The organism is Aquipseudomonas guryensis (genome assembly GCF_014164785.1).
Lineage (GTDB): Bacteria > Pseudomonadota > Gammaproteobacteria > Pseudomonadales > Pseudomonadaceae > Aquipseudomonas > Aquipseudomonas guryensis.
The window spans coordinates 347,127-363,796 of the sequence record NZ_JACJFN010000001.1 but is presented as its reverse complement, the minus strand read 5'-3'; the positions used below and the strand labels follow the sequence as shown (position 1 = coordinate 363,796).

Sequence of the window (16,670 nt, the reverse complement as noted above, 5' to 3'; positions counted from 1 at the left end):
AATCGACCACTTTGTAAGCAAGAAGCGCGCTATGCAGCTGGTCCGAGGTCTCCACAATCTGCTACCCCTGACCCAGGGATGCGTTGCCACCATCGGCAATTTCGATGGCGTGCACCGTGGCCACCAGGCCATCCTGGCGCGCCTGCGCGAACGTGCCATCGAGCTGGGCGTGCCCAGTTGCGTGGTGATCTTCGAGCCGCAGCCGCGTGAGTACTTCGGCCCGGATACCGCGCCGGCACGCCTGACCCGTTTGCGTGAAAAGCTCGAATTGCTGGCTGCCGAGGGCGTCGACCGGGTCTTGTGCCTGGCCTTCAATCGCCGCTTGCGTGAGTTGTCGGCCGCCGAGTTTGTCCGTCAGGTACTGGTGGAAGGACTGCGCATCAAACATCTGGAAGTAGGTGATGACTTCCGCTTCGGCTGCGACCGTTCCGGTGATTTCGCCTTTCTGGTGCAGGCGGGCGAGCAGCAGGGCTTCACGGTCGAGGCGGCGCTCACCGTTGAACTGGATGGCGACCGGGTCAGCAGCACTCGGGTGCGTCAGGCGCTGCAGGCGGGCGAGCTGGAGCTGGTCGAACGACTGCTGGGGCGCCCCTATGCACTCGCCGGGCGCGTCCTGCATGGGCAGAAGCTGGCGCGTCAGCTGGGTAGTCCGACCGCCAATGTGCAGCTGAAAAGGCGTAAAGCACCCCTCACCGGCGTGTTCCTGGTGCGCGCGCAGTGTCAGGGCAAGAGTTTTCAGGGCGTGGCCAATATTGGCCAGCGGCCTACGGTAGCGGGCGATGGCAGCCCGCACCTGGAAGTGCACCTACTGCAGTTCGCTGGCGATCTCTACGGCCAGCGCCTGACGGTGCAGTTCCATCACAAGCTGCGCGATGAGCAGCGATTTGCCTCCCTAGAGGCGCTGAAGACGGCGATAGACGCGGATGTCGCCGCCGCCCGGGCCTACTGGCTTGGCCAACCGCTTGACTGATCGAAGAGCCTGAGATGACCGACTACAAAGCCACGCTGAACCTCCCGGATACTGCCTTCCCGATGAAAGCCGGCCTGCCCCAGCGCGAGCCGCAAACCCTGGCGCACTGGGACAGCATTGGCCTGTACCAGAAGCTGCGCCAGCTCGGCGAAGGCCGGCCGAAGTTCGTCCTGCATGATGGCCCGCCCTATGCCAACGGCAGCATCCACATCGGTCACGCGGTCAACAAGATCCTCAAGGACATGATCATCCGCTCCAAGACCCTGGCCGGCTTCGATGCCCCCTACGTGCCGGGCTGGGACTGTCATGGCCTGCCGATCGAGCACAAGGTCGAGACCACCTTCGGCAAGAATCAGCCCTCCGACCTGACCCGCGAGCGCTGCCGCACCTATGCCGGCGAGCAGATCGAAGGGCAGAAGGCCGACTTCATCCGCCTGGGCGTGCTTGGCGAATGGGACAACCCCTACAAGACCATGGCGTTTGCCAACGAGGCCGGGGAAATCCGCGCCCTGGCCGAGATGGTCAAGCAAGGCTTCGTGTTCAAGGGCCTCAAGCCGGTGAACTGGTGCTTCGATTGCGGCTCGGCCCTGGCCGAAGCGGAGGTCGAATACCAAGACAAGAAATCCGATGCCATCGACGTGGCCTTTGCCGTCGAAGATACCGCAAAACTGGCTGCCGCCTTCAGCCTGACCGACTTGAGCAAGCCGGCCAGCATCGTCATCTGGACCACCACGCCGTGGACCATCCCGGCCAACCAGGCGCTCAATGTCCACCCCGAATTCACCTACGCCCTGGTCGACACCGGTGAGCGTCTGCTGCTGCTGGCCGAAGAACTGGTCGAAAGCTGCCTGGCCCGTTACGGCCTGCAAGGCGAAGTGATCGCCACCGCGGCCGGTTCCGCGCTTGAAAACATCCGCTTCCGTCATCCGTTCTACGAGCGCTTCGCGCCGGTCTACCTGGCCGAGTACGTCGAACTGGGCGCTGGTACCGGCATCGTCCACTCGGCGCCGGCCTACGGCGAAGACGACTTCCGCTCCTGCAAGCAGTACGGCATGAGCAACGACGACATCCTCAGCCCGGTGCAAAGCAACGGCGTGTATGTCAGCGACCTGCCGTTCTTCGGCGGCCAGTTCATCTGGAAGGCCAACCCGGCCATCGTCGCCAAGCTCGACGAAGTCGGCGCCCTGCTCAAGCACGAAGCCATCCAGCACAGCTACATGCACTGCTGGCGGCACAAGACTCCGCTGATCTACCGCGCCACGGCGCAGTGGTTCGTCGGCATGGACAAGCAGCCGGAGCAGGGCGCCACTCTGCGTGAGCGTGCCCTGTCGGCCATCGAACAGACCGAATTCGTTCCGGCCTGGGGTCAGGCGCGCCTGCACAGCATGATCGCCGGGCGCCCGGACTGGTGCATCTCGCGCCAGCGCAACTGGGGCGTGCCGATCCCGTTCTTCCTGCACAAGGAAAGCGGCGAGCTGCACCCGCGCACCGTCGAGCTGATGGAGCAGGTGGCCGCGCGCGTCGAGGAGCAGGGCATCGAAGCCTGGTTCAAGCTCGACGCCAGCGAGCTGCTCGGCGCCGAGGCGGCGCAGTACGACAAGATCAGCGACACCCTGGACGTCTGGTTCGACTCCGGCACCACCCACTGGCACGTGCTGCGCGGCTCGCACCCGCTGGGCCACAGCAGCGGCCCGCGCGCCGATCTTTACCTGGAAGGCTCCGACCAGCACCGAGGCTGGTTCCACTCGTCCCTGCTGACCGGCTGCGCCATCGACGGCCACGCGCCGTACAAGGCGCTGTTGACCCACGGATTCGTGGTCGACGAGAACGGCCGCAAGATGTCCAAGTCCCTTGGTAACGTGGTCGCCCCGCAGGAAGTCAACGACAGCCTGGGCGCCGACATCATGCGCCTGTGGGTTGCCTCGACCGACTATTCGGGCGAGATGGCTGTGTCCAAGGTCATCCTGCAGCGCAGCGCCGACGCCTACCGGCGTATCCGTAACACCACGCGCTTCCTGCTTTCCAACCTGAATGGCTTCGATCCGGCCAAGGACCTGCTGCCGGTCGAGCAGATGCTCGATCTGGATCGCTGGGCCCTAGACGCTGCGGCGCGCCTGCAGGAAGAGATCATCGAGGCCTACGGCGAGTACCGCTTCTGGAACGTCTACTCCAAGGTGCACAACTTCTGCGTGCAGGAGCTGGGCGGCTTCTACCTCGACATCATCAAGGACCGCCAGTACACCACCCAGGCCGACAGCATCGCCCGGCGTTCCTGCCAGACCGCGCTTTTCCACATTGCCGAGGCGCTGGTGCGTTGGATCGCGCCGATCCTGGCGTTCACCGCTGACGAGATCTGGCAGTTCCTGCCGGGCGAGCGTAATGAGTCAGTGCTGCTGAACACCTGGTACGACGGCCTGAATCGTCTGCCGGAAGGCTTCGAACTGGACCGCGCTTACTGGGATCAGGTCATGGCGGTGAAGGCGGCAGTGAACAAGGAGCTGGAGAACCTGCGCGCGGCCAAGGCCATTGGCGGCAGTCTGCAGGCGGAAGTCACCCTGTTCGGCGACGAGTCGCTGCAATCTGCGCTGGCCAAGCTCGGCGACGAACTGCGTTTCGCCCTGATCACCTCGACCGCCGCCGTCGCACCTTTGGTCGATGCGCCAGCCGATGCGGTGGTCAGCGAAGTGGCCGGCCTGAAGCTGAAGATCGTCAAATCGGCTCATGCCAAGTGTGGCCGTTGCTGGCACTTCCGCGCCGATGTCGGCAGCAATGCCGCTCATCCCGAGCTGTGCGAGCGCTGCGTAGACAACATCGAAGGTGCTGGTGAGGTGCGCAAGCATGCCTGATGTCAGTCGTTTCGGTCGTCTGGCCTGGTTGTGGTTGGCGCTACTGGTGTTCGTGCTGGATCAGGGCAGCAAGCAGATTGTGCTGCAGGTCTTGGAGTACGCTCAGCGGGTGACGGTGATCGACGGTTACTTCGATTGGGTTCACGTCTATAACCGTGGCGCCGCGTTCAGCTTCCTGGCCGGCGAGTCGGGCTGGCAGCGCTGGTTCTTTGCCGCCATCGCCCTGGGCGTCAGCGCCGTGCTGGTGGTCTGGCTCAAGCGCCTGAAGGCCGACGAGACCTGGTTGGCCATCGCCCTGGCGATGGTGCTGGGTGGCGCGCTGGGCAACCTGTACGACCGCGTGGTGCTCGGTCACGTGGTCGACTTTATTCTGGTCCACTGGCAGAACCAATATTATTTCCCCGCCTTCAACCTGGCGGACAGCGCCATTACCGTGGGTGCGGTGATGCTGGCGCTGGATATGTTCAAGAGCAAGAAGTCCGGAGAACCTGCCCATGACTGAGCAACGTATTGGCCCGGACAAGGAAGTCACCCTGCATTTCGCCCTCAAGCTAGCCAACGGCGATGTGGTCGACAGCACGTTCGACAAGAGCCCTGCCACCTTCAAGGTCGGTGACGGCAACCTGCTGCCGGGTTTCGAAGCGGCGCTGTTCGGCTTCAAGGCTGGTGACAAGCGCAGCCTGCAGATCGAGCCGGAAAATGCCTTTGGCCAGCCCAATCCGCAGAACGTGCAGGTCATGCCGCGCTCGCAGTTCGCTGACATGGAATTGTCCGAAGGTTTGCTGGTGATCTTCAACGATGCCGCCAATGCCGAGTTGCCGGGGGTGGTCAAGGCCTTCGACGACAGCCAGGTGACCATCGATTTCAATCATCCGCTGTCGGGCAAGACGCTGAGTTTCGATGTGGAAATCATCGAGGTTCGCTCGGCCTGATCCTTTAGTGGGGGAGAGCGCTCAGTCAGACGGCGTACACTCCCTGATCTGCTTACCGCGCGCCGAGACTCCCAGCATGCAAATCAAACTCGCCAATCCCCGCGGCTTCTGCGCCGGCGTTGATCGCGCCATCGAGATCGTCAACCGTGCCCTGGAAGTGTTCGGCGCACCGATCTATGTGCGGCACGAAGTGGTGCACAACAAGTTTGTGGTCGAAGACCTGCGCGCGCGCGGCGCGGTGTTCGTCGAAGAGCTGGATCAGGTGCCGGATAACGTCATCGTCATTTTCAGCGCCCACGGCGTATCCCAGGCCGTGCGTCAGGAGGCCGAAGCGCGTGGTCTCAAAGTGTTCGACGCGACCTGCCCGCTGGTAACCAAGGTGCATATGGAAGTGGCGCGATACAGTCGTGACGGCCGTGAATGCATCCTCATCGGCCATGAGGGACATCCGGAAGTCGAAGGCACCATGGGCCAGTACGACGAACGCAACGGCGGAACCATCTACCTGGTCGAGGATGAGGCCGATGTCGCCGCGTTGCAGGTACGCAATCCGCAAGCCCTGGCTTTCGTCACCCAGACCACCCTGTCCATGGATGACACCAGCAAGGTGATCGACGCCTTGCGCGCGAAGTACCCGAGCATCGGTGGCCCGCGCAAGGACGATATCTGCTACGCCACGCAGAACCGCCAGGATGCGGTCAAACAGCTGGCCAGCGAGTGTGATGTGGTGCTGGTGGTAGGTAGTCCGAACAGCTCCAACTCCAACCGCCTGCGCGAGCTGGCAGAGCGCCTGGATACCCCGGCTTATCTGATCGATGGTGCCGAGGATCTCCGGCAGGAGTGGTTTGCCGGTGTTCAACGTATTGGCATCACGGCCGGTGCTTCGGCACCTGAGGTGCTGGTGCTGGGAGTGGTGGAGCGCCTGCGCAGCTGGGGTGCTGTCGGTGCGGAAGAGCTGGATGGCAGACCGGAGAATGTGACGTTCTCGATGCCCAAGGAGCTGCGATTAAAGGCTCTGTAGGTCACAAAGGGGAAGGTTTGATATGAATAAAAAAGGCCGAATTCATTACTGAAGTCGGCCTTTTTATCTTCCGCTATGGTTTACAGGCCTGCGCAGCCATTCTGCCAAACGTCCACTGCGGCGGCAGCATCATTGGGCGGGTTTGCTAGATCACCAGTGGCGGCACGAACTCCTGCTGAAGTAAGTGTCAGGGTTCCAAAGCCGTTGAGCCTGCTTGTTGCCGTCGGTGTGGCGACCAAGCAGTAGCTTGCTACCTGATTGTGTGCTGCTGCGCAGTCCGCGTTAGCTAACGCAATAGTGAATTGCTTGTTGGCACCATCTACGGGACTGGCAGAGTAGGCCCCCAGCGCAGCGTTAACATAAGTATTGTTCTGGGCCCTAAAACGCTCCATCACATTGGCCGCGCCAACCAGAGTCGCCTTAGCGTCCTCACAGGTAGCTCGGCGCAGATAACTCTGATAGTTAGGGATCGCAATGGCCGCGAGGATGGCGATGATAATGATCACCACCATCAGCTCTATCAAAGTAAAGCCTGAATACTTTCTATTCATTATCAAAGCTCATCAATCCAGTAGGTAGGGCCGACAGTAATATCGACGTCCAGTTCTTCACATTCGGTACCAATACACAGCGGTGGATTGTCGCTGCCTTCGGGGAACAGGGTAATGCCTTTAGGTGGAATTCCCGCTGTCAGGAGCTCTCTGCTCCTGTCGGCACGATCCGCTGTGCCGGAAACCATCTGGGTAATGGGAGTCGCGTCGAAGAGGTTGACGGCGTAGGCGCGGCCCACACCTTGTACCGCCTTGCATGAGTTGTTGGCTGCGCTGGCGTTGGGTTCGTAAGTGTTGAAGAACACCTTGCCTGCAAAGGTTGTGGACTCTGCCAGAACCTTCTCTCCTTCATTCTCCAGGCGGATATACCAGCCCCCGCTGTTCTTGGCGAACTGTGTTGCGGCCGCCGCCTGTTGAGCGGCAGAGCCTTCCTGAACCAGATTCAGCGTTGCATCGTACATTTCATCTTCGGTTATGACTGTATGAGCAGCATTGCTGTCGATGATTGGGGTTCTGAATGAATAGAAACGGTCATCCGCGCCTGTATCCAAGGGGTGCCCGCGATAGCCCGAGCCGATGCTCACAACGAGTGATTTGCCAGCATTGACAGTCAGCAGGGCAATGTCAGGCTCGTTGTAGAAACGGCGCAGCTTGCCTTTCAATTCAGCCGTTGTTTCGCCACCAGCGTTAGCCGGAATCACATTGGCGAAAACACCGTCGCCCGTTGTACCTGCGCCACTGTCGAGCGGGCTGATCAGGCTGCTGGCGCTGTTGCCGTTGTTGATGAAAAAGCGCCAGATTTGCCCACCCATGTCACCTACGAAGAACTGATCGGCGTAGCCATCGCGGTTGATATCGATTGCTCGCAGGCTGCTGGGCATGCTGTAAAGCATCTTGCTCAGCTGTTGGTGGGCTTGGGCGGAGACGTTGGTCGCTTCATTGCTGCCTGACCAGATCAGGGCGCCTGTCAGGGCGTTAACGATATAGATGGCATTGCCCTGGCTATCTTGAGTACGGGCAGAGCCATCCTTGTTCTGGTTGAGAATACTGATGTCGTCCTGTGTCTCGTCATAACCACCTGCAAACATGAGGACTGGTGTGCTGGTGCCGTTTATGTCGATCTTGGTCACGACCGGCGTTGACCAGGTCTGACCAAGTTTGGCGAACCCCGGAGTGCTGGGGGTGATGAACCAGCGCATTTTGGGATTGTCGATATCTGTTACGTCCAGCGAGTACAGGTTACGTCCACCGCGGCCCATGGTGGCGTAGGCGTAGACAAACTCGCCACTATTGAGTCCTGATGGCAGCAAGGTCGGCACAGGGTTGGATGGATCGCGTCCGCCATAGATGACGCCGTTGCCGTTGACATCATTGACCCAGGTGACGACGGTATTGTCCATGCCGTACTTGCGCGGAGCCAGGGTAGTGGATTCCTCGTTGGCCTTGAGAGCCTTGATGTTTCCCAGCAGGGCTTCCGGCATGAATGCCATCTGCTCAACACCGGTATTGGTGTTGAATGCATGAATAAAGCCTTCGTTGGTGCCAACGAACACGCTTTGCTTCTCGCTGGCACAAGCGGTCAGAGTGCTGTCAGTGAAGCTGCTGCATTCGTAGGTCACCAGGCGCGGAACCGAGTGCAGCGGATCACCGATGGCATTGCGCTGGCTGCCGTCATCGTTGCGGCCCCGAATCCAGTTGATTAGTGAAGTCCGCTCGGTCGTGCTGCTGGCGCCGAGCATCGCCTGGGTGACATTACTGTTGGCGTCATTCAGCAGATAGGCGCCGGCATTCAGTGCCACAGCAGCAGCTGGGGAGTTGCCGGTATAGGTGTAGACCTTACGAGTAGCATAAGCCGGTAGTTTATTGGCCACGCCACCTAGGGCGGTATTGTTACCATCGCTACCCGAGGTCCAGAAGCTGCGAGCAGTGGATTTGAAGAAGCCGGTATTGGCATCGATGGCACCAACGTTATCGGCATCGATGATGATATCGCCGGAGCTGCTGCTCAAACCGTAACGCTTGAGGTTGCCGACCCAGCTATTGGTTTCCGACGGTTTGAACAGAGCGAAGTACACCTCGTTCTTGTTGCTCTGACGGTTGAACTGGTTAACCGTGGCGCCAGGGCTAACGAAGGTGGTGTCGGTACTCAAAACATCCTGGAGAATCTTGCTGAATGCCGCGCTCAGCTCTGAAGCATTCTCGGCAGTGTAAGCTTTGCCCTTGCCATTGTTAGCCATGTCGGTCAGGAAGGTTTGCGGGCCGGTGTTGGGGGCCAGGGCGCCCAAGGCGAAACCAATGGTATGGGTAGTAATGAAGTTGTCATCAGCAATGCTGGACTGATCAGTCGTCGCCATCCAGGTTGCCAGTCTGCGTCCGCATTGTTCGTCAGAGAGGCTCGCGTCGCCCGTGCAGCTGCTACCCGTGAGGGTGCCAATCGAGCTTTGTGCGCCGTTACCGTTGGCCTGACCATCAGTCAGGACAACTAGATGGGTCGATTGGCAGGCGCTGGTGATCGGGCTGCTATAGCCAGCGCGTTCCCCGCGCAAGTAACGGGCCGCTTCATTCATTGTGGGAACTATCGGTGTGCCATCGCTGGCATTCATGGCCTGCACTAGGGCGTTCAGATGATTGCGCACGGTATAGGTGGATGATGCCAAACCACCATTGGCAACCTTGATCCTGAGCTTGATGGCTTCTGCTGGGTTGCTTTCATAGGCCTGAACTTCGAGTGCGGAGTTGCTGCCTTGTACTGACATCACCGTGAGCGCATTGCCTGGTGACCAGCCGCCGCGGTTTACGACACTTTGCAGGCCGGAGCGTAGAGTTGCGTTGCTGCAGGTGACTGGTGTGCTGGCGACCCAGCTGTTAAACGTGCAGCTACTGTCGGTCGTGTCGTTACGGTCCGTAATATCGTCGTCGGTGGCTGTAAAGGGCGCCGAGTTGTCAGCATTCTCAAAGCGCACAGTGGTGGTGACGTTTGCTGTTGGGACAGTGTTAGCTGGCGTAAAAATTACCTGGGTGTCCAGGATTGTTGCGCCATTAACCAGTGGTACGCCTTCAAAGCGAGCTGCGAAGCGACTCTGGTCAACCGGTAGGGTATCTCCACCCAGAACCATATCGTCATCGGACTCTTCGTAGGCGTCATTCTTTGGGTTATTGACTGTTGCCTCGAGAATCGGGTTGATGCATCCGGTCTCACCTCCGGTGTAGGTAACCGTAAGGGTGGGTTGTAACCCAGGAGCTCCGTCAATGCTGTGGGCAGTGCGAGTGCCGACTCCGCTGGTCGGGTTCAGGTAGAAGGCCATTGAGTTGTTGCCACACCACGTGGGCAGGCTCACGACTTCCTGAACCAGTGCCCTGACATCTGGCCCTTGAACCTCTACAGGTGGCGAGCTGGTAGACCAGGCTGGCGCATCCCAGGTGGTCATGGCGGTGGTAGTCAGCCTTGTGTTCAGGTTGGTGGTGCCAGTGAAGATGGCGGCGTCAGCAACCTTTTCGGCTTTCACTTCAAAGCGTACGGCGTCGCTGTTGCTAGAGGCCGGAGTGAAGGAAAGGTAGGCCTCGGTAATGGTCGCTCCCTGGGGAATGCCGACATCCTGGAAGCGCAAGCCACCTTTGCGCGCCTCAATCTGGGTACTGGGATTGTCATAGTTGATCACGATGCGCGGCATTACCGTTGCAGTTCCGCCCTGTGCGGCGAAGGTGTAGTCACGGTTCTGCTGCGCGCGGAAGTGCATTACCAAATCGCCGATCGGATCAGCATCGTTATCCAGCAGGTCGCGAAGCTCACTGGTGATATCGAACTGTGCCGTGCCTCCATTTTGCCAACTGCTGGCAGTTTCTTGGCTGGAGATAAAATTTCGTACGTTGCCGGCAGGACTGAGCAACCCGCTATCGTCGAGGGCGGCCGGTGATTTGGCATTTTCTATATAAAGATTGAGTGTAGGGCGATTGTTATTGTTCTGGCTGTTGGTTGGAGTTAGCTCCAGATAGGCGCTGGTAATGGTTCTATCCGCAGGCTGGCTGATGCCGCGGAAATGAAACAGTGCCGTGCGCCCGGTATTGTTGCTGCGCAAGTTGACTTCGGAGATGGCGGAGTTGTTTGGGCAGTTGGTGCTTGGACGCCCTGCAACTGGACTCAGAGCGCTGGGGTTTAGAGCGCAGGCATAGCCAGTCGAGGTCAGGTAGTAGGCACCATTGTTTTTCAGAGTGTTGGTGTTGGTGGTTCCCACCATAATCGGCGTGGAAATATTCCCCATGACCAGGGAAGTGGCGTTGATGACGGCGTTGCTACTCAGCGAACTCTGCGTGGCATCGTCACCACTGGCGCGAATCACTGGCGTACTGGCTACCAGCTGAACGGATGAGGGCAGGGGGTCATCGATGTTGCTGACCGGATAGACCATCCGGGTGTTGTTGTAGGCGCTACGACTGTTGAGCACCATGATGCCCGCATTGATAGCGCCGGCATTGTTGATGATGGTCGAGAACGAATCCTTGAGGATCTGCATGCGCGACTGCTGCGAGCCCGACGGGTTGCTGTTGCTGTCGGTACGCCAAGCCATAGAGCCTGAGTTGTCGAGCACGAACAGCACGTTCGGGCGCACGCTGTCATCAATAGCTGCACCGCCGAAGAAAATTTCGGTGTCGTCGGCATAACTGACAGCACTATGCAGCACCAGGATGCTGGACACCGTGCAGAGAGCCAGGCGATGAAGTGAGGAGAGGCGCTTATTCATTATTTAGTCCTCGGATGCATCACTGGATGATGCGGTCGCGATAGCCCTGCAGATGGCGGGCATTGGTGTTGTCGTCGGTGATCGCTGCGGCCGTTGTGGCGGAGGCATCAAGCGTCGCGCTGCTGGTGAAGTCGTAGATGAGGATCAGGGGGGTGCCGCTGTTTTCTTCGGCATCCAGGCTGGAGCCTTCTGCGTAGCGTGAGGCGGACTGCATGCGCGCGCGAACGGTTCGGGTCGGGTAGGTTAATGCCAGAACGTCGTCGCCTGCGGGAACTCCGCCGCCTTCGACTTGGCTGCTGAGGTTGGCCAGTGCACTTTCAGCTGCCTGGAAGGCCACGTTGTTTTCCTGGGCGTTGCCGGCCATGCGCTCTTGCAGCGAGGAACTGGTCGAAGCCGTGATGGCCAGGATGGTCAACAGCAGCAGCAGGATCAGGCTGACGGCAAGCACCATACCGCGTTGCTGGGATTGGCTAGGTGGCGTTTTCATGGCCGGTTCCTCACGTCTATTACGGTATTCAGTACACGACGTAGACGCCGATCAGCAATGGCGTCGAGCTGCGTGTCGGTGCCGATGTTGGCAATGGCAAAAGACTGTGTGTTGGCGGCGTCACTGACTTCGTCAGGGCTGGAGATCACCAGACTGATCTGCAGGCGACTAACGTCCTCGCGCTGAGCATCAGTGAGATCTTCGCCATTTACCCAGCTGGTTTGAGTGCCGCTGGTGACGCCATAGAGCACCTGGAAGTTGTCGACATTGGCAATCATTGGCTCGCCGTTTTTGTAGAGGGTCGGAGTGCCATCGTCCTCATTGGGACAGGTGATGCTGTTCTCATGTGCGTATGGATTTGTTTCGTCACAGTCAACGGCATAGGTATTTTCAACTACTTGGAGAAACTGCGAGCCTTCACCTAGGGGGATGCCATATAGGCTTGGCGGCGTGCCACTGTTGGCGCCTTGCAAGCTGGTGAGGGTGTATTGGTTAGGCATCGAGCTTGCGAGGTCCGGATTATCGCTGCGGGCTGAAGCGACTCCGGTAAAGATGGCGACATCCTCGCAGTTGGTCAGGATGAATTCGTAGCGCTCACCTTCCGTGAAGTTGATGTTGTTGCCACTGACAAAGGTGACCTGGGTATTACTGATATTGGTTGCGCGCATCATCATCGGCCTGGCATGACGCATGATCAGGCTATCGCTGGCGGTTGCAGCCCCTTCGATGAGTTCCGTGCCTTGCTCGCCCATCGCATCCAGCGGGAAGGTGCGGCTGGAATTTGGACGACTGGTTAGAGTGGGCGATGCGCAGCCCTGGTAGCCAGTTCTACGCAAATCCTGCTTGAGCATGTCCAAGGCAATGCGGCCGTTTTCTTGTAGTCTGGCAAGAGATGCGTTGGCTCTGTCCGTGCTGTTGGTGCTGATGAATAGTTGCAAAATGCCGAGTAGCAGGAATGAGCTCAGCAGCAGGGTCACCATCAGTTCGATAAGGGTCAGGCCTTGCTGCTTGGTCATTGCTTGTGGACAAGCACTCATAGGTCAGCCCTCAAAACAAAGGAGCATTGGTTGGCAGGGCAGGCAGTGGAGCTGTCTTCTTGCCAGAAGATCGATACGGTGTAGGCGTTGCCAGTCCGCGCCACGGAGCCAGTAAGCCCCGATTGCACCAATTGGGTTTTCCACTCGAACAAATCCTGTAAGGCGACATTGGTTGCTGAGCAACCACTGGATTTGCAGTTGGGGCTTGACGGGGCTGCGGTACTGGCAGCGGTGACATAGCTGTTGGAGGTGGTGGCAACTCTGTTGTTCAAGCGCATGCGTTCGAACATGTCATAGGCGAGCCAGCTAGCTTGGCTGCGCATCGAGGCACTTTGGTTGGATTTCATGCTGGTCATCATCAGGCTAGCCATGCCGAACAGACCGATGGCCAGAATCAGCAAAGCAATGAGTACCTCAATCAAACTGAAGCCGTTCTGTTTTTTCGCAGTCATGGGCATACGACGTCTCCCGGATTACCTTTGCTGATACGGCTTTGCCCGGCGGTGTTGAGTCGAACCTGGCGAGAGCTATCTGCACCACGGGTATCGCAAATACGTAACATGGCTGCCGAGGCCAGTGTGCCGTCAGCCAGGAAGCTGATGGCGCCAGTGACGCCACGAATGGTGTTGCCATTAGTGACTGCCGGCATTACCCGCACCAGTTCTGCCGCCGATGCACTGCCGTTGTTATCACTGTCGCGAAACAAAATAGCTCCACCTTCCCAATTGTTGGTGTTACAGGTGGCTTGATCGGTGCTGCCACAGATACGAGTGACTACTCGATTGGTTGCTGCTTCGCTGCGGGCCAGCTGCATTAGCCCCTGCAATTCATTGACCTGCGTGGAGAGGCGGCCATTCTGCATCAGGCTGTTGAACTGAGGTATGCCAACGCTGGCGATCACTGCAACGATAGCGACCACCACAAGCACTTCTAGCAAGGTGAATCCACAACTTTTACGCATGGCACAGGCTTCCCTTTTTTCATTGCCTAAACCTACATGAGGTGGCTGAGAAGAACAGCTTTGTGGGATGGGCGTGCCGGATGTCGCGACGAGTAGCACTTAACTGCAGCGGGCCTGGGGCGTGGGTGGTTGGACGCGGGGCCGGCCTGTGACGCTCACCACAATTTGCCGGGTAGGGATGGTTTTGTGGCAGAGGGTGAATGTGCCATTGAGCGCCAGCGTGGTGCCGTCGTTGGCAAAGCTGATGCGGGTGCGGCTGCGAAAGCTGGACCAGCGCCAGGAGTAGTCTTCTGGAATGGCCAGCTTCTGTAGTAAGACATCTCCGGCATCCAGTTGGCCGTTAGCGTTTGGGTCGGAGAAAACCAGGATGCCATTTTGCCAGGTCGTGCTGCTTGAACAGCTCAGTTCTCCGTTGCACAGGCTAGTGCTGATCCGCGAGAAAACTGCCTGGCCACGAGCATAATGCAGTGCGCCGAGCATGTTGTTGGTTGTTGCGCGCTCAGCCATTTGCTGACGCAAATGGGCAAGGTGAGGGATGCCAATGCTGGCGAGGCAAATAAAGACTGCTATGCAAATGAGCAGCTCTAGCAGGGTATGTCCATGGCTAGTTTTCATTACAGCGTCCTTGCTGTAAGTGGGGTAAGCGAGTGAGTGTAGTTCAATCGTCTGGATTGCAAGGCCGTGTCGACGTCGACGTATTAATCGTCGGTGGTGGCATTATCGGTGCTCTGAGTGCGCTGTTTTTGGCGCAGTCTGGGCTGCAGGTGAGTCTGCTTGATCGGCGCTCTATAGGACAGGAGTCTTCCTGGGCTGGCGGCGGCATCATTTCCCCCCTTTATCCCTGGCGTTACAGCTCAGCTGTGACGGCACTGGCGGGTTGGTCGCAGGGTTTTTATCCTGACCTGGGTGCCAATCTGGAAAGCGAGACGGGGATTGATCCACAGGTTCATACCACCGGGCTTTACTGGCTGGATCTGGAAGATGAAGCACTGGCTTTGGCCTGGGCAGAGCGTGAGGGGCGAGTGTTGCGGCAACCCGGCATGGCAGAGGTTAACAAGGTGTTGCCGGTGCTGGGTGGTGGTTTCGACAAGGCGTTGTATATGCCTGGGGTAGCTAATGTGCGTAATCCGCGGCTGCTCAAGGCTCTACGCTGCGCTCTGGCGCAACGAGCCAATGTCACGGTGCATGAAGGATCGGAAGTCACCGGTTTTATTCAGCAGCAGGGACGAGTGTGCGGAGTGCGCACAGGTCAGGGGGAGTTGCGCGCTGAGCGTGTTGTTCTCGCTTCCGGCGCCTGGAGTGGTGAGTTGCTAACTACGCTTGGGCTGAGCCTTCCCGTGGTGCCGGTTAAAGGTCAGATGATCCTCTACAAGTGCGCCGAGGGCTTTCTCCCGGCCATGGTGCTTGCCAAGGGCCGCTATGCCATCCCGCGCAAGGATGGCCATATCTTGATTGGCAGCACGCTGGAACATATCGGATTCGACAAGACGCCGACCGAGGTCGCGTTGGCCAGCCTGAAAACCTCTGCCCAGGAGCTTTTGCCGGCACTGGCTGATGCCGAAGTCGTCGGGCACTGGGCCGGGCTGCGTCCCGGGTCGCCTGAAGGGATCCCGTTTATCGGTGAGGTTCCCGAGTTTCCGGGGTTGTGGTTGAACTGCGGGCACTACCGCAATGGTCTGGTGCTTGCGCCAGCTTCCTGCGAGCTGCTGAAAAATCTGATGCTGGGCGAAAGGCCCATTGTCGATCCGGCGCCCTATGCGCCGGCTGGGCGCCTGGGCTGAGGATCAATCAATCCCCAGCTTCTTCAGGCGGTAGCGCATCGAGCGGAAGCTCAGGCCCAGGCGCTGGGCTGCCGCCGTGCGGTTCCAGCGGGTTTCTTCGAGGGCCTGCATGATCAGCTTGCGCTCGATGTCTTCCAGGTAGTCTTCCAGGTTATCGATTTGCGCCAGTGATGCCTCGCCGACTTCGGCCGAGCAGGGCGTGTCGGCCAAACGCAGGTCGCTGGCCTTGATCTGTTCGTCTTCGCATAGCGTGTGCGCGCGCTCCAACATGTTTTCCAGCTCGCGGACGTTGCCGGGGAAGCGGTAGCTTTTCAGCTTGTCCAGGGCGTCATCGGTCAGGCGGGTTGGGGCAATGCCGGTTCCATCGCTGAGGCGGCGCAGCATGGTTTCGGCCAGTAGCGGGATGTCTTCGCGGCGCTCGCGCAGCGGCGGGACGCGCAGCTCGATGACGTTGAGGCGATAGAACAGATCCTGACGGAAGCGTCCGGCGGCCACTTCGGCGGCCAGGTCCTTGTGGGTGGCGCAGAGAATCCGCACGTCGACGACCAGCTCCTGCTGACCGCCTACGGCCCGCACGGCTTTCTCCTGGATGGCGCGGAGCAGTTTGACCTGCATAGTCAGCGGCAGGTCGGCCACTTCGTCGAGGAACAGGGTGCCGCCGTTGGCCGCCTGGAACAGGCCCTGTTTGTCCTCGATAGCGCCGGTGAAGCTGCCTTTCTTGTGACCGAAGAACTCGCTTTCCATCAGCTCGGACGGAATGGCGCCGCAGTTGACCGGAATGAACGGCTGCTCGCCACGCGGGCCCTGTTCGTGGATCAGGCGGGCGACCAGTTCCTTGCCGCTGCCGGACTCGCCGCTGATGTAGACCGGCGCCTGGCTGCGCGCCAGTTTCTGGATCTGATTGCGCAGTGCGCGCATGGGCGGCGAGTCACCAAGTAGGCGCGTATCGACCGGGCCTTCCGCATCATTGGCACTGCGTATACGCAGTGCGGTGGCGACCAGTTCACGCAGGCGGCCGAGGTCGACCGGCTTGGTGAGGAAATCGAAGGCGCCGGCCTTGAGGGCATTGATCGCGGTATCCAGACTGCCATAGGCAGTGATCATCGCCACCGGTACCTGCGGATGGCGCTGCTGGATGTGCTGCACCAATTCCAGTCCGGTGCCGTCGGGCAGGCGCATATCGGTCAGGCACAGGTCGAACGGCTCGCGCGCCAGCCATTCGCGTGCTTCCTTGACGTTGCGGGCGCTGCGGGTGTCGAGCTTCATTCGCCCCAGGGTGATTTCCAGGAGTTCGCGGATATCGGGCTCGTCGTCGACGATCAGGGCTCTTTGCCGGGTGCTCATG

The 16,670-nt window shown here is 59.4% G+C and carries 14 protein-coding genes; 6 read left to right on the top strand and 8 right to left on the bottom strand.

All coding sequences use genetic code 11. The annotated features are described in order from the left end of the window. Positions 1–31: 31 nt before the first annotated feature. The 5 genes from ribF (at position 32) to ispH (ending at position 5,769) form a co-directional block, all read left to right on the top strand. A complete protein-coding gene (gene ribF, locus H3H45_RS01665; RefSeq protein ID WP_182832018.1) occupies positions 32–970 on the top strand; it encodes a bifunctional riboflavin kinase/FAD synthetase in 939 nt (312 codons plus the stop codon). A gap of 14 nt (positions 971–984) precedes the next feature. Further along, positions 985–3,816, top strand: coding sequence for an isoleucine--tRNA ligase (gene ileS, locus H3H45_RS01660; protein ID WP_182832017.1), 2,832 nt, complete (start codon positions 985–987; stop codon positions 3,814–3,816). Continuing rightward, positions 3,809–4,318: a signal peptidase II gene (gene lspA, locus H3H45_RS01655; protein WP_182832016.1), complete on the top strand. Its 510-nt coding sequence runs from the start codon at positions 3,809–3,811 to the stop codon at positions 4,316–4,318. Before ileS ends, lspA begins: the two co-directional genes overlap by 8 nt. Beyond that, complete coding sequence (fkpB, locus tag H3H45_RS01650; protein WP_173209464.1) at positions 4,311–4,748, top strand: FKBP-type peptidyl-prolyl cis-trans isomerase; 438 nt, start codon at positions 4,311–4,313, stop codon at positions 4,746–4,748. The genes lspA and fkpB overlap by 8 nt, the downstream gene beginning before the upstream one ends. 76 nt (positions 4,749–4,824) lie before the next feature. Beyond that, positions 4,825–5,769, top strand: a complete 945-nt coding sequence (ispH, locus tag H3H45_RS01645; protein WP_182832015.1) for a 4-hydroxy-3-methylbut-2-enyl diphosphate reductase — start codon at positions 4,825–4,827, stop codon at positions 5,767–5,769. An 80-nt stretch (positions 5,770–5,849) separates the two neighbouring features. Here the strand turns inward: ispH and H3H45_RS01640 are convergent, their stop codons facing one another. The 7 genes from H3H45_RS01640 to H3H45_RS01610 form a co-directional block, all read right to left on the bottom strand. Next, a complete protein-coding gene (locus H3H45_RS01640; RefSeq protein WP_182832014.1) occupies positions 5,850–6,320 on the bottom strand; it encodes a type IV pilin protein in 471 nt (156 codons plus the stop codon). A gap of 2 nt (positions 6,321–6,322) precedes the next feature. Next, positions 6,323–11,059, bottom strand: a complete 4,737-nt coding sequence (locus H3H45_RS01635; protein ID WP_182832013.1) for a pilus assembly protein — start codon at positions 11,057–11,059, stop codon at positions 6,323–6,325. Between the two features lie 19 nt (positions 11,060–11,078). After that, entirely contained in the window at positions 11,079–11,546 is a 468-nt protein-coding gene (locus H3H45_RS01630) for a pilus assembly PilX family protein (protein WP_182832012.1), read from the bottom strand. Then, on the bottom strand, positions 11,543–12,562 hold the full coding sequence (locus H3H45_RS01625; protein ID WP_182832011.1) for a PilW family protein: 1,020 nt from the start codon (positions 12,560–12,562) through the stop codon (positions 11,543–11,545). The genes H3H45_RS01630 and H3H45_RS01625 overlap by 4 nt, the downstream gene beginning before the upstream one ends. Positions 12,563–12,579: 17 nt before the next feature. Further along, positions 12,580–13,041 carry a type IV pilus modification protein PilV gene (pilV, locus tag H3H45_RS01620; RefSeq protein WP_182832010.1) on the bottom strand — a complete coding sequence of 154 codons (462 nt, stop codon included), beginning with the start codon at positions 13,039–13,041 and terminating at the stop codon, positions 12,580–12,582. Beyond that, positions 13,032–13,544 carry a GspH/FimT family protein gene (locus H3H45_RS01615; RefSeq protein ID WP_182832009.1) on the bottom strand — a complete coding sequence of 171 codons (513 nt, stop codon included), beginning with the start codon at positions 13,542–13,544 and terminating at the stop codon, positions 13,032–13,034. The genes pilV and H3H45_RS01615 overlap by 10 nt, the downstream gene beginning before the upstream one ends. Positions 13,545–13,643: 99 nt before the next feature. Continuing rightward, positions 13,644–14,159 carry a GspH/FimT family pseudopilin gene (locus tag H3H45_RS01610; protein ID WP_182832008.1) on the bottom strand — a complete coding sequence of 172 codons (516 nt, stop codon included), beginning with the start codon at positions 14,157–14,159 and terminating at the stop codon, positions 13,644–13,646. Between the two features lie 32 nt (positions 14,160–14,191). Between H3H45_RS01610 and thiO the strand changes: the two genes are divergently transcribed. Continuing rightward, positions 14,192–15,325 (top strand): glycine oxidase ThiO, encoded by a 1,134-nt coding sequence (gene thiO, locus H3H45_RS01605; RefSeq protein ID WP_328822219.1) that lies wholly within the window; start codon positions 14,192–14,194, stop codon positions 15,323–15,325. Positions 15,326–15,328: 3 nt separating this feature from the next. Here the strand turns inward: thiO and H3H45_RS01600 are convergent, their stop codons facing one another. After that, on the bottom strand, positions 15,329–16,669 hold the full coding sequence (locus H3H45_RS01600; protein ID WP_182832007.1) for a sigma-54-dependent transcriptional regulator: 1,341 nt from the start codon (positions 16,667–16,669) through the stop codon (positions 15,329–15,331). Position 16,670 lies beyond the last annotated feature (1 nt).

Excerpts from the sequence above, each read along its gene's own strand:
- ribF (WP_182832018.1), top strand. The coding sequence starts at position 32 with ATGCAGCTGGTCCGAGGTCTCCACAATCTGCTACCCCTGACCCAGGGA.
- ileS (WP_182832017.1), top strand. The coding sequence starts at position 985 with ATGACCGACTACAAAGCCACGCTGAACCTCCCGGATACTGCCTTCCCG.
- lspA (WP_182832016.1), top strand. The coding sequence starts at position 3,809 with ATGCCTGATGTCAGTCGTTTCGGTCGTCTGGCCTGGTTGTGGTTGGCG.
- fkpB (WP_173209464.1), top strand. The coding sequence starts at position 4,311 with ATGACTGAGCAACGTATTGGCCCGGACAAGGAAGTCACCCTGCATTTC.
- ispH (WP_182832015.1), top strand. The coding sequence starts at position 4,825 with ATGCAAATCAAACTCGCCAATCCCCGCGGCTTCTGCGCCGGCGTTGAT.
- H3H45_RS01640 (WP_182832014.1), bottom strand. The coding sequence starts at position 6,320 with ATGAATAGAAAGTATTCAGGCTTTACTTTGATAGAGCTGATGGTGGTG.
- H3H45_RS01635 (WP_182832013.1), bottom strand. The coding sequence starts at position 11,059 with ATGAATAAGCGCCTCTCCTCACTTCATCGCCTGGCTCTCTGCACGGTG.
- H3H45_RS01630 (WP_182832012.1), bottom strand. The coding sequence starts at position 11,546 with ATGAAAACGCCACCTAGCCAATCCCAGCAACGCGGTATGGTGCTTGCC.
- H3H45_RS01625 (WP_182832011.1), bottom strand. The coding sequence starts at position 12,562 with ATGACCAAGCAGCAAGGCCTGACCCTTATCGAACTGATGGTGACCCTG.
- pilV (WP_182832010.1), bottom strand. The coding sequence starts at position 13,041 with ATGCCCATGACTGCGAAAAAACAGAACGGCTTCAGTTTGATTGAGGTA.
- H3H45_RS01615 (WP_182832009.1), bottom strand. The coding sequence starts at position 13,544 with ATGCGTAAAAGTTGTGGATTCACCTTGCTAGAAGTGCTTGTGGTGGTC.
- H3H45_RS01610 (WP_182832008.1), bottom strand. The coding sequence starts at position 14,159 with ATGAAAACTAGCCATGGACATACCCTGCTAGAGCTGCTCATTTGCATA.
- H3H45_RS01600 (WP_182832007.1), bottom strand. The coding sequence starts at position 16,669 with ATGAGCACCCGGCAAAGAGCCCTGATCGTCGACGACGAGCCCGATATC.